Annotated in this window: 12 protein-coding genes; 3 read left to right on the top strand and 9 right to left on the bottom strand. The window is 66.8% G+C overall.

The features are described 5' to 3' along the window. Nucleotides 1–48 precede the first annotated feature (48 nt). The 3 genes from IBX22_RS07090 to IBX22_RS07080 all read right to left on the bottom strand — a co-directional run bounded on the left by IBX22_RS07090 (nt 49) and on the right by IBX22_RS07080 (nt 1,288). Nucleotides 49–567 (bottom strand): peroxynitrite isomerase, encoded by a 519-nt coding sequence (locus tag IBX22_RS07090; RefSeq protein WP_194814530.1) that lies wholly within the window; start codon nt 565–567, stop codon nt 49–51. 47 nt (nt 568–614) lie between these two features. Beyond that, on the bottom strand, nt 615–899 hold the full coding sequence (locus IBX22_RS07085; RefSeq protein WP_228538236.1) for a helix-turn-helix domain-containing protein: 285 nt from the start codon (nt 897–899) through the stop codon (nt 615–617). Between the two features lie 122 nt (nt 900–1,021). Continuing rightward, nucleotides 1,022–1,288: a GIY-YIG nuclease family protein gene (locus IBX22_RS07080; RefSeq protein WP_228538235.1), complete on the bottom strand. Its 267-nt coding sequence runs from the start codon at nt 1,286–1,288 to the stop codon at nt 1,022–1,024. Between the two features lie 86 nt (nt 1,289–1,374). Between IBX22_RS07080 and IBX22_RS07075 the strand changes: the two genes are divergently transcribed. Beyond that, complete coding sequence (locus tag IBX22_RS07075) at nt 1,375–1,662, top strand: hypothetical protein (RefSeq protein ID WP_194814527.1); 288 nt, start codon at nt 1,375–1,377, stop codon at nt 1,660–1,662. Nucleotides 1,663–1,802: 140 nt separating this feature from the next. Then, nucleotides 1,803–2,285, top strand: a complete 483-nt coding sequence (locus IBX22_RS07070) for a hypothetical protein (RefSeq protein ID WP_194814526.1) — start codon at nt 1,803–1,805, stop codon at nt 2,283–2,285. Here the strand turns inward: IBX22_RS07070 and IBX22_RS07065 are convergent. The 4 genes from IBX22_RS07065 to IBX22_RS07050 all read right to left on the bottom strand — a co-directional run bounded on the left by IBX22_RS07065 (nt 2,282) and on the right by IBX22_RS07050 (nt 6,663). Next, nucleotides 2,282–2,770, bottom strand: a complete 489-nt coding sequence (locus tag IBX22_RS07065) for a hypothetical protein (RefSeq protein ID WP_194814525.1) — start codon at nt 2,768–2,770, stop codon at nt 2,282–2,284. The genes IBX22_RS07070 and IBX22_RS07065 overlap by 4 nt on opposite strands. A 104-nt stretch (nt 2,771–2,874) precedes the next feature. Then, nucleotides 2,875–4,284: an APC family permease gene (locus IBX22_RS07060; protein WP_194814524.1), complete on the bottom strand. Its 1,410-nt coding sequence runs from the start codon at nt 4,282–4,284 to the stop codon at nt 2,875–2,877. 105 nt (nt 4,285–4,389) lie between these two features. Further along, nucleotides 4,390–5,250, bottom strand: coding sequence for a helix-turn-helix transcriptional regulator (locus tag IBX22_RS07055; protein WP_194814523.1), 861 nt, complete (start codon nt 5,248–5,250; stop codon nt 4,390–4,392). 102 nt (nt 5,251–5,352) lie between these two features. Then, entirely contained in the window at nt 5,353–6,663 is a 1,311-nt protein-coding gene (locus tag IBX22_RS07050; RefSeq protein ID WP_309234467.1) for a family 1 glycosylhydrolase, read from the bottom strand. A gap of 672 nt (nt 6,664–7,335) precedes the next feature. On the opposite strand from IBX22_RS07050, the gene IBX22_RS07045 reads away from it, so the two are divergent. Continuing rightward, entirely contained in the window at nt 7,336–7,695 is a 360-nt protein-coding gene (locus IBX22_RS07045) for a DUF4254 domain-containing protein (protein WP_194815638.1), read from the top strand. Between the two features lie 207 nt (nt 7,696–7,902). On the opposite strand, the gene IBX22_RS07040 is transcribed toward IBX22_RS07045, so the two are convergent. Both IBX22_RS07040 and IBX22_RS07035 read right to left on the bottom strand, forming a co-directional pair. Then, nucleotides 7,903–11,211, bottom strand: a complete 3,309-nt coding sequence (locus IBX22_RS07040; protein WP_194814522.1) for a hypothetical protein — start codon at nt 11,209–11,211, stop codon at nt 7,903–7,905. A gap of 104 nt (nt 11,212–11,315) precedes the next feature. Beyond that, nucleotides 11,316–12,044 carry a GntR family transcriptional regulator gene (locus tag IBX22_RS07035; RefSeq protein WP_228538598.1) on the bottom strand — a complete coding sequence of 243 codons (729 nt, stop codon included), beginning with the start codon at nt 12,042–12,044 and terminating at the stop codon, nt 11,316–11,318. Between the last annotated feature and the right edge of the window lie 98 nt (nt 12,045–12,142).

The following is a 12,142-nucleotide window of genomic DNA, read 5'->3' as shown; positions in this document are numbered from 1 at the left end:
ACCCTTAGGTTTCGCCGTCCCGGCCGTGCTGGGGCGGCGAAACTTGTTTCAGGCCGCGGGATCGCGGCGCAGGGTCGCCGCGAGGTGATGCTGCAGCGGCTCGCCGACCGCGGCCATCCGCAGTGTGTAGTCGATGGTGTCGCCGGAGACGCGCAGTGAACGGCCCAGTGCTGTCACGGCTTTCGCGGTGCTGGAGCGGCCGATGCTGGTGGAGTCGAACTCCATGTGCAGTTCCCCGTCGGCGACGGTGAGCCCGCCCTCACAGATCTCGGTGATGCCGGTGGGGTGGGCCAGGATGAGCTCCAGCTGGTCCGGCCGCGGGCAGCGCAGATAGCCGGTTTCGGCATGCATGGGCCGGCTGCCGTCGGCGGCGCGGGTGCGCTGGCGGTAGGTGAGGAACGGCCGGCCGAGGTGGCCGAACCGGATCTCCTCCAGATAGTCGAACGACTCGATGGTCGGATACTCCCCGTGTCCGGCGCCGCGCCAGGTGCCGAGCAGTGGCGCGAGCGGTGCGATATCGGGGTGCAGGGCGACAGACGGCGTAGGTTCGACCACGGCCGACAGCATAGGCGGACGCCCCGGGGTGCGTTCGCGTACCACCGAATTGGTTCCGGTCAGTGGTCGCCGGGATGCGCCTCGCCGAGTTGCGTGGACCAGCGCTCTGACCAGGACCAAACCGACGCCAGCGCGGTGCCGAGTTCCTCGCCCGCAGGGGTCAGTTCATAGGTCTTGTCAGCGTTCTTCGCGATCAGCCCGGCGGATTGCAAATGGTTCAGCCGGGTGGACAGCATGCTGGACGAACACTGCCCCATCCGGCGCCGGAGTTCGAGGAACCCGAGTTTCCCCGGTTCCAGTTCCCACAGCACACGCAGATTCCAGCGCTGCCCGAGCAACTCCATGGCAGCCAGCATCGGCGCATGGGCTGGATCGTCATGCCCCCGAGGCGGTTTCGCTCCACTTGCACTGCGGCCACCGCCGTCATCCCGGCGAACGCCGGGATCCATAGTGGGCCTTCTGGAATTCACGTCAGCAACGTATAGAGGTCGCTCCACTGGGGATTCTGTTGCTCGATCAGGTCGATCTTCCATGCTCGCCGCCAGTCTTTCAGCCGCTTTTCTCTGCGGATCGCGGACTCCATCGAGTCGTGCCACTCATACCAGACGAGGTCATGGACCTGATATTGCTGTGTAAATCCGGCCAACAGGTCGCTCTTGTGCTGCCAGATCCGCGACATGAGATCGCTTGTCACGCCGACGTATAACGTTCCGCGGCGTTGGCTGGCGAGCATGTACACGCACGGTCGTTTCGGGGCCATGCCCGAGATGATGCTCGAGGGCACTGACAGAAAGCCGTCGCGCGATCTCGGTGCGCAGCATGGATCCCGGCGTTCGCCGGGATGACGGTGGGGGGTGCAGCATCGAGTTGCGCGTCGTCTCCGGCGACATGATCGACGGCACCACCATCGTGCTGCTGCTGGAACGGCGCGACCCCGACGCCGTCGCGGCGCGTAAGGATCACGGCGAGCTGCCGACCATCGGGGAGTTCGCGGTCGCGGTGGCCGAAGCGACCACTGGCACAGCGGAATCCGGCCATACGGTCTATGTCGGCGGCGCGGACTATCTCGATGCTGAGGGGTTGCCACCGATCACCGCCGGTCCGTAAAACCGCCTGTGGCCGGGTATTTCGGCGAACTCGGCGTGGTGTGCGGACAATCGGGGGACCATGGAGATGTCAGCTTCCATTCCCGGCGTTGGTCAGAGAGGGTCTAGTCAGAACCTGGTGGTCGGTGGGAGGCCGATGCGATGACGGATGCGAATGACAACTGGATGGTGCCCGGCAAGGAGCTGCTGCTGGCAGCTTGCCGCGGGCTGCCCCACGAAGACCATCCGATGCTGGACGCAGCGGGCGAACTCACACAGCTGCATGTCATTCGGGAACGCACACCGGCTTGCGAGATGGCGAAAGTCGATCGGCGGCGCACCCAGTTGGTGCGGGCCATCGACCGGTGGGTCACGCTCGTCACGCCGGTACCGCTGGACAACGGCTACGTGCACTGCGAATCCGTCGGGCAGGTGGTGGACCGGCTGGCCGAATTGACCTCGCAGGCGATCCCGCTGTCCCAAGCGCCGGATCCGGTGTTCTACGACACCTGGGTACGCGTCGGCGAAATGGCCGACACCTACCAGGATTTGGTGGACGGGCTCTGCGCCGGTACACGCCGACCCCCCGCCCGCGGCTATTGGCTACCTGCGGACCCTTTCGAGCGACCTGCAAGCAGTCACTAGCGGCGTCCGAACAGGCGTAACCCCCGCCCGCGCCGACGCGGAAGCGTCGCGTACACCATCGTCATATCGGCGAACACCTCCGCTTCCTGCTCGCGGTCGACGCCGAATTCGTTGCGGCCCAGCACATGCTGCACCGACAGCGACGGGAGCAGCGCGGCCAGGCTGGGTGGCAGCGTGGCGGCCGGGTCGGACTCACCCTTGCCGTGCCCGAGCAGCATGTGCCCGATCTCGTGCAGGATGATGTGGTCGGCGTTGCGGTCGGTGGCGGCGCCGTCGTAGACGATGATGTCGTCGTGTTTGCGGGCTACCCACAAACCCTTTCCCCGGCAGCCCTTTTCGGCCAGCATCTCCGCCGAAACCGGACGCAGCGAAATGGAGCGCCCGCGGTACGCGGCGACATCGGCGAGGTACGCGTTGAGGCTCCACGGATTAGGTAGTGGCACTGTCCGGGTAGCGTCACCGAAGCGGGCTTCCATGCTGGTCATCGCGGCCCACATTACCCACCCGTACGCCCCCGCGTCACGTCCGTGACCGTTACGTCCGCGATTCGCCTAATGGGTTCGGATTCCCCGCAATTCGGGCGCCGGTTCTACAGCTCCGGAGCCGGGGTGATGTCCGCCTGCGGTTTGTTCGACGGCGGCTCGGACCCGGAGAAGCGCAGCGCGAGATAGTTGACCAGCCACAGCCCGACGCCGATGGCGAGCAGGACGCCGGCGATGGCGTACTGGTCCGGATTGCGGTCGGTGTAGGGGGTCACCAGGAACCCGCAGGTGAGCGCGCCGACGATCGGCAGCACCGTGGGCGTGCGGAAATGGTCGTGCTCCACCGGATCTCGGCGCAGTACCAGCACCGCGATGTTCACCACGGTGAACACCGCGAGCAGCAGCAGCGCGGTGGTACCGCCCAGCTCGGCGACCTTGCTGACGAAGAAGATGAGGCCGAGTGCGAGCACGGTGGTGAACAGGATCGCGATGTGCGGGGTGCGGCGGGAGTGGTTGACATTGCCGAGCTGCCGCGGGATGACCCGCTGCTTGGCCAGGCCGTAGAGCAGCCGGCTGGCCATCAGCATGTTGATCAGTGCCGTATTGGCGACCGCGAACATGGAGATGACGGCGAAGATGTGCGTCGGGAACCCGGGCGCGCCGACCTCGACCACTTGCAGCAGCGGCGTATCCCCCTTGGCGAGGTCCTCGACCGGAACCAGCGCGACGGCGGTGATCGAGACCAGCACATAGACCAGGACGGTGATCAGCAACCCGGTCAGCAGCACCTTCGGGAAGATGCGCGAGGGCTGTTTGCATTCCTCGGCCATGTTCACCGAGTCCTCGAAACCGACCATCGCGTAGAAGGCGAGGGTGGTCGCCACGATGACACCGCCCAGCGCCGAGCGGTCGCCGGTCTCGAACTCGGTGACGCGGCTGAAGTCGCCGTCGCCGAAACCCAAGGCCCACATGCCGATTCCGATGACGATCAGCAGGCCGGTCAACTCCACGCAGGTGAGCAGCACATTGATTTTGACGCCCTCGGAGACGCCGCGCAGGTTGACCGCGGCGAGCAGCAGCATGAACGCGAGCGCCACCAGCGTGACGCCGATTCCGGTGCCGAGATCGAGGTCGAAGGCCTCGGCGAAGTTGGCGGCGAAGGCGCGGGCCGCGGTGGCGGCCGAGGTGATGCCGGAGCTCATGACCGCGAAGGCGACCATGAAGGTGAGGAAGTGGATGCCGAACGCTTTGTGCGTGTACAGCGCGGCGCCGGCGGCCTGGGGATATTTGGTGACCAGTTCCAGATAACTGAGTCCGGTGACCAGCGCGATCAGGAACGCGACCACGAACGGCACCCAGACCGCGCCGCCGACATGGCCGGCGACCTTGCCGGTCAGCGAGTAGACGCCGCTGCCGAGGATGTCGCCTACGACGAAGAGCAGGAGCAACCACGGCCCCATCACCCGTTTGAGCGACGGTTGTTCTTGGGCAGCGGGTTCAGCGGTCACATCGGCCATGAGGGGTGCTCCTCTGTACGACATCCGGACAAAGGAGACTACCCGTTTCTGAGCGAAACTATTCGCAGGTCAGGGACTTTCGTGTCGTAGCGGTGATCTTCAGCCCTACTGCATCCCTTCGGCAATCTTCTCGATGCGGGCCGAGGAGTCGCGCGGGCTGAGGGCCATCGCCCGGAGTTGATCGAAGATCACGCCGAAGCGCCGGATCTCGGCGTGACCTTCGATGAGTTCGTCACCCGCGATGCCTTCGACGTACACCAGCTCCGGGTCCTCCGGCTTCGGGAAGTCCACCAGCGTGAACGAGCCCGCCATCCCCGGGTGCGCGCCCGCGTCGAACGGAAGTATCTGCAGGATAACGTTTTTCCGCTTGCCCTCCAGGAGCAGCTTCTCCAGCTGGCCGTGCATGACCTCCGGCCCGCCGACCACCCGCCGGATCGCGGCTTCGTCGAGGACGACCCACAGCTCCAGCGGGTCGTCCTTGCTGAGCACGCGGGCGCGTTCGATCCGGGCTTGGGCGCGGCTCTCCATGATGGAGGCCTCGACCTTCGGCATGGTGGTGTCGATGACCGCCATGGCGTACTGCGGGGTCTGCAGCAGGCCCGGGATATACGAGGTCTGGTAGTGCCGAGCCGAGAGCGCCTCGGCTTCGAAGTTGATGTACGCGGCGTAGACCTCGGTCAGGTTGCCTTCCCAGGGTCGCGACATTCCTGGTTTCTGCGCGTCCGTCAGCAAATCCAGGGCATACTTACGTCGTTCCTGTTCCACCCCGTACATATCGAGCAATGTCATCAGGGTGCGCCGCTGTGGACGGGCTTGGGCCGCCTCGATGCGATACAGCGTGGTGACATTGATCCCGGTCTTGCCGCTGACCTCTTCCTTGCTGAGCCCGACACCTTCGCGCATCTCGAACAGCAGCGCGGCCAGGCGGCGCAAACCCGCGGTGAGGACGGTGCGCTTGCCCGCCATGTAGACAGTCCTTTCCCAGTGCAAACGTGAGAGCTCACCCAGTGCAGCAGATTTGCGCGGGAAAAGTGGTCAGTTTGTCCGAGCGGGTTGCGGCCGACCCGGTTACGGCACCTTGACGGGGGAGTCGCAGCTGGCGGGCGGGTCGACCAGCGCGCAGTCGGAGGGTGCGCGCACCGGGACGTAGCCGGTGGGGACCCCGCCGGTGGCGATGATCCGGCGGTAGGTGTCGACCGCGTCGGTGGGGCGGCGCTCGAGGCCGGGGTCGGTGCGGACATCGACGGTATAGAGCCCGAAACGGGGTGTGTAGGAGCTCCATTCATAGTTGTCGGTGATCGACCAGTAGTTGTAGCCGACGACCTTCATGCCGTCGGCTTTCGCGCGTTGCAGCCAGTAGACGGTGTCGCTCAAATGGTTGGAGCGGGTGTATCCGTCGGCGCGGGGTTTGCCGTCCTCGGTGGGCATGCCGTTCTCCACGATCCACAGCGACTTGCCCGGGTACAGGCGCGAATAGTGTTGCAGCGCGAAGTAGATGCCCTCGGGGCTGATCGGTAGTTCCCACATGCCGCGGGGGCGATCGGCGGCCACGGAGCCGGGTGGTGTGTGTCCGAAGTAGTAGTCGATGCCGATGAAGTCGAGTTTGGCGGCGATGCGCTGCATGAGCGGACCGTTGACCTCGGCCTCGGCGCCGGCGACATAACCGACATTGCTGGTGACCATCGCGTCGGGCTGCACGCGATGGATGTAGTCGTAGATGGCGTTGTGCGCGTCGGCGACCCGGTTGAGCATCTGTTCGGGGTCGGTGTCGTTCTGCCGTGCCTCGTGCGTGATGTAGGCGACCGGCTCGTTGATGGTGACCCACACCGGATTTCGCTTGGCGAAACGATCGACCACCATACGGGCGCTGGCCAGCCACTGCTCGACCATGCCGGGGTTGCCCCAGCCCCCTTGGTCCTGCACCCAGCCGGGGTACACCCAGTGGTCGAGGGTCAGCATGGGGTGCATGCCGGCGTCGACGATCGCCTTGACCACCTGGTCGTAGAAGACGAATGCGTTCTCGTCCCACTTGTCCGGGGTGGGCTGCACCCGGGCCCATTCGATGCCGATGCGGAACACCTTCGAGCCCAGTCCGGCGGCGAGCTGGATGTCGTGGGCGTAGCGGGATCGGAAGTCCACGGAGTCCGCATAGCGGTCCCACTCCGGATTTGCCCCGATATAGCGCAGCCAGTTCGAGTCGGGTGCGGCGCCCTCGGATTGGAACCCGGACGCGGCCACACCCCACCAGAAGTTCGCGCCGAGCCCGGCGTCGGTGGCCGCGGCCGGTGCGACCGGTACCGCGGTGGTCGTGGCAGTGGGAAGCAGCGTGGCGGCGGTGACGAGCCCCACCAGGGCCAGGCGTTGCAGCCGGATGCGCACCAGAAGCCTCCTCCGGGACGAGAGTGTCGTGAATGTCCGAATGGAGAGTAGCTGGCAATTAGCTGATTTCCGGGGCTGTGCAGCGAGTGTCGCGAGATCTGCCGTATGACCTCTCGGCCCTGCGTCGCCGGAACTGTCCACGGCGTGGGAGTCGGGTGTGCCGAGGGCCGCGGGTGGGCGGTTGGCCGCGTTCAGCTACGGCTCAGCGCTGCTGTCCGTCCTCCGCGGCGCATCCGTGCTCGGGTCCGTCACCGACCACGGATGCGCCTCTCGATCACGAGCCCGGTGCCGCGTCGCTGATCGCGGTGCCGTAGCCTCTCGGATCATGCTGGACGGTTGCTATAGCGGGCAGTAGACGCGGCCGGTGAGTCCTTGAGCGTATCTAATGAGCGTGCCGAAGTTGTTGCTGTACAGCCGATGTCATGGCACCTGCGGTTTGCGAACGCACTCTTGCGTTCTTGCATCTGTAAGAGCATGATTCGGCTAGCGTAGTTGTGAACTACCAATCCGCGACACGGGATAACCGAATCGAGAGCCAATCATGTTGGTACACAGAGCGTTGGTGTCGGGTAATTTTCGGGTGAAGCCATGAGCGCCCCCACGGTGGGGGCGTTGCCAACGGCACCGCAATTGTTGTGCGCATTCCAGGGGCGCCGCTTCCTGGATCGGGAGTTGCTGCGCTCGGCGCACGCACTCGCGGAACTGCACGCACGGCGCAGTCAAGTGCGCGATGCGTTTCTTATCGCTGAAATCGATTGCCGTCGAACCGAACTCGTCGATGACATCAATGATTGGGTCGCGGCGGAGGTGCCGCAGCACCGCAATGGCGCGTCACTGCACACCGAAAGCCTCGGGGCGGTGGTCGATCGCATGGCGCGCAGCTGGGTCGATGCCAACAAGGCCATCGATGCCTCCGGGCCGCGCAGCGACAATACCCATAAACATTGGTACCACCTGGCAGAACTTGTTGACGGCTACACTGATCTGGTAACCGACGTGGCCGGAGGCCGACGTCGATTGCCGGAACAGTGACTCGGCACGACACGTCTTTCGTCCGGACAGTGACACTGCTCCAATAGCGTCACTGCCGGATATGGCGGCGTCCCTGACGGATTCATCCGACCAATGTTTCCGCCAGGATGCAAACGCCGCCGGCATTGACGGCGGGCGCAACGGGGCGCCCCGCCCGGCGTGCCGCGTGGTCGACTGGCGCGGCACGCCCGCCGCTGATTCGGGTTTCTATTCGGCAACCATGAATTCCGCCGAAGCCGCCGCGCGAATATCGATCTTGTTATGCGCGCGCATTCGAAGCAGCAATTCCGTCCAGGTCGGCGACCAGCCGAAATGTTTGCCGCACATGGAGATCAGCGATACTGCGGAATAGGCAGTAGCCAGATCGCTGCTATCGGCCAGGGCTTGGGCGATATCGAGCATGGTGGCGGCGGCAGTCGTTCGCAGCGTCCCCGGAAGTAGGGCGCGCTCCAGTTGCCGTGCCGGATGGCAGACCAGCACGCCGTCGGCGAGCGCGCCTGCCCGGCGCAGCGACTCGATCGTGGATTCCGGTTCATCCCAGCGAATTCCGGCTAGATACAGGTCGATGCCCGACTGCCGCCAGAGCGGTTCGGCACCCAACTCGGCCGCCACGGCCACTGCGGCGTTCCGACCGGCCGCCGACCACTGCGCCGCACCGGACAGCTGAGATACCAAGGCGGACAAGCGTTGTCGCGCGGGCAGGTCACGACCGGGCAACGTGAAGTCGCTCGCCGCCAGCAGCTGGCGCACCGCGGTCAGGAGGGCCGAGGGGTCGTCGGTGACAGTGGCGAGACTGACCAGCGTCTGCCCGCTCGCCCGCCACACACCCAGTTCGCTGAGGTCGCAGACGCGGCGCACCAGCTCGTCCGTCGTCTCGGGCGGACTCCACCGGCTCCACTGCGGCAACGCCGCGATCGCCAAGGACGCGAGCTGGGTATCGGTGCTGCGCGCCATCTCCAGGATCAGACTGGCCATGCGCCGACGCTGCTCGATCGGCAGCAGACGAGGCGCGAAATTCAGGATCTCCCCGGCCACCCCGGGATCGGTGGCGGCCTCGGTCAGCACCTCCCAGGCCACGGCCCGATCCAGCAGGAACCGGCACGCGAACACCACCGCGCGCCGCACATCCCGATGCTGGCCCGGCCGCTGCCAGATCTCCTGGAGCGCGGCCATCGCCTCGGGGGCGTGCAACTCGGCCAGCAGTCGCGCGCCCTCCTTGTTGGCGGTGATCTTGCGCGAGTTCAACAGGGGCGCCGCGGCGACCGCGAGCCGGTCGGGGGCAATGCCTTTCGCGCAGGTCGAGATGCTGCTCACCGCCACGCGGGCCCGATCGGAGTCGACGTGGCCGGCGAGCAGGGGGAGTGCGCGCTCGGGTTGTGCGCTACGCCCCAGCGCGGTCAACGCGGCTTCGGACACAGTGAGTTCGGGATGCTCGACATACCCGGCCAGGCGCTCGAAGCTGTCCGGCAGGCGGCCCAATCGCCGTACCGCCCAGGCTTTCTCCCACATCGAGGACTTGCGGTGGTCGGCGTGCGCGCTCAGCAGTCGCGCGTACTGCTCGACCTGGTGCGCGGTCCAGGCGCCGAACCCACCCGAAAAGGTCGGCACAAAGCGCACTTTCGAGGAAAGGAAGCGTCCCGGCGTGGCCGCGCCGAGCAGCGATTCGAGCAGATCGGTTCGGCGTGCGCCGATCAACCGCTGCACCGGCGGCAGGGTGATCAGGGAGCGGTCCCGCTTCAGCAATGCCGTCAGGCGATCGTCTCGGGTCGCCGGATTGCGCAAGGTGAGGTCGACCGCCCGGCGCACCACGGCGTCGTCGCTGGCCTCGCAGGCACGCAGCACCAAACGCTGCAGGTCCGCGACATTCCAGGCGCGTTTGTCCAGGCCCGAGGCGAGATCCAGGGTGAGGACCCAGTCGTCGCGAGCTGTGTCGTTGTCCAGCCGGCGCCGCAGCGCCTCGAACAAGCGCTGTTCGGCGCCGCGGGGGAGGTTCTCGTGCAGGCCCGAGAGAGGCAACCGGACGGTATGTGCGGCAAGCAGTTCCATCGAGCGCAGTGCGGTATCGGCGAAAGCTTGGTCGCCGGCCGGGCCGACCGCGCGAACCAACAGCAGGCGGGCGAGCGCGCCGACGGTGGCCGTGGTGCCGTACGAGCGGTCCCGCGCCTGCAGCGCGTCACCGCACAGCTGTTCCAGAGCGGGGAGGTGTTCGATGCGGAGCAGGGTCGGGGGCACCGCGGCGAGGGCCTGTAAAGCCTGGGCGCGCACGGGATCCTGTTCATTGCGCAACCGGCGCAGTAGTTCCAGGAGCGCGCCGAGGACCGCTGGGTCCCGGGTACCGAAGGCGGAGGTGATCAGCAGTGGATAGGCGTACGCGCGTTCGTCGGCGGTGGGCCGGCGGATAGCTTCGGCCAGCACGGGTTGTGCCTCGTCCCAAGGCAATCGGGCGGTGAGCCGGTCGCGGACCGCCTGCACCTCGGAGCCGCCCGGCCGGCCGAGCAGTTCCCGCGCGAGCTCGGCGCGTTCCTGCCGGGGGAGCAGGTCGAGCAGGGTCGAGTCGAAGGCGGCCGGATCGACACCCGGGCGGGCGAAGACGGCGCGCACGACAGCGGTCCGGCGGGACGGCGCGAGCGCCCGGAGAAAACTCGCACGGTGGTAATGGGGGTAGACAGCACAGAGGGCGATCAGACGCTCATCGGGCAACTCGCGCAACGCGAGCCACAGGGCCTTTCCGAACAAACCGGCGCCGTGGCCGGACGGGTGCAACACGAGCGCGACCACGGCATCCAGGTCGTGGCGGGCCAGGCGGCCACCGATGGGCTGGAGCTGATGGACCGTGGTGTGCCGGATCGCGCGCGCCGCCAAGGCGAGTAGCCGTCCGGGCTGGTGTTCGGCGGCGGTCCGCGCACAGGCGCCGACCCGCGACCACAGCTCCTGCCACTCGGATTCGGTGGCGGCGGTGGCGAGTTCCTCGGCGTAGTCGAGCACGATTCCGATGTGCCTGCGGCCCAGGGCGGGCCAGTCCGGCACCGCGTATGCGAGCTCTGGCAAATACTTGGCGACTGTCAGGTCGGAGCAATACGGCAGGATTCGCGCGGCCTCGCCATCGCCGTAGAGCCGCCGGATCTCGGGCAGCAGTGGGTCGGCCACATAAGAGCCCTTGGCTCGGGCCAAGGCGCGGTACATCGCGCGGCGGGTCCGATGCGACATCCGAGGTAGGCGATCGATCAGCGCTTCCAGCTCGACTTCGGAGCGCACCAGTGCGTTCACCGCGCGAGCCGCCAACTCCGGGGATTCCGAATCGAGGCGGCGCAGCAGGAATTCCCGCTCACCCGCGACCACCGCCAGATGGATGGCGAGCACCTGTTCGTAGTGCCCGCGCTCGGTCAACTCGGCCAGCAGACCCGTGAGCTCCCCGGTCCCCCGCAGGCGCAGTGCGCAGGTCGCGACCGCGCGGCGCCGCGCAGGTACCGACAGCGCTTCGATCTCCTTCAGCAACTTGGTCGCCGTGGATGCCACTGCGCCACCACCCCCTTCATCGTTTCCCCAGGCCAGGTGGCCTCGAACACCCTGGCGATGCTAGGCGATCCCCTGGCCCGCCGCACCGGCTTTTCGGTCCGGATTCAGCGGCTGAGCTGAGCCTCGAACGAGATGCGGTCGCCGCGGTAGAGGGCGCGGACACGTTCGATCGGTGCGCCGTCCTGGTCGAGGCTGCGGCGGTTCAGCAGCAACAGGGGTAGGGCGGTGGTGCATTCGAGCAGCGCGGCTTCGCGCGGGGAGGCGAGAACGGTTTCGATGCGTTCGGTGGCGGAGGTGTAAACGACACCGGTGGCGCGGACGGCCGCGTAGAGCGAGGTGGTGGGGTCGTAGTCGGCGCGCAGGCCGGCGAAGCGGGCGCGCGGGAGGTAGGTGCTTTCCAAGCCGATGCGTTCACCGTCGGCGAGCAGGACGCGTTCCAAATGCATGACCGGGGTGCCAGGGGTGAGGCCGAGCGCTTGCGCGGTGTCGGCGTCGGCGGGGATGTCGTCGAAGCTCACCACGACGCGGCCCGGGACGCGGCCGAGGCTGATCGCGCCCTCGGTGTAGGACCGCAAGGAGAGGGGCTGCACCATTTTCGGGCGGGACACCACGGTGCCGCGGCCCTGCCGCCTAATGCGTCCCTCCACCAGGAGGTCGCGCAGCGCCTGCCGGACCGTCTCCCGGGCCACCTCGAAGCGGACGGCGAGATCTCGCTCGGAGGGGACGGGATCGCCCTCCTCGAGTTCGGCGAGGATGCGCTCCAGCTCGGTTCGCACCACATAGGACTTCAGCTGCCGCGCGGGGAGCGCCAATTCCTCACTCCCACCTGGCATTTCGGCTGATGCGGCACCCGTCATCTCGGTTGCTTCCATGCCGCCAGCGTACCCGTGATTGGTCTATACCAATTGTTAACCTAGCGTTCGCACAGGAA

The organism is Nocardia sp. XZ_19_385, from assembly GCF_015355755.1.
Lineage (GTDB): Bacteria > Actinomycetota > Actinomycetes > Mycobacteriales > Mycobacteriaceae > Nocardia.
The sequence above is the reverse complement of the archived record's forward strand: the minus strand, read 5'-3'. Positions and strand labels throughout refer to the sequence as shown.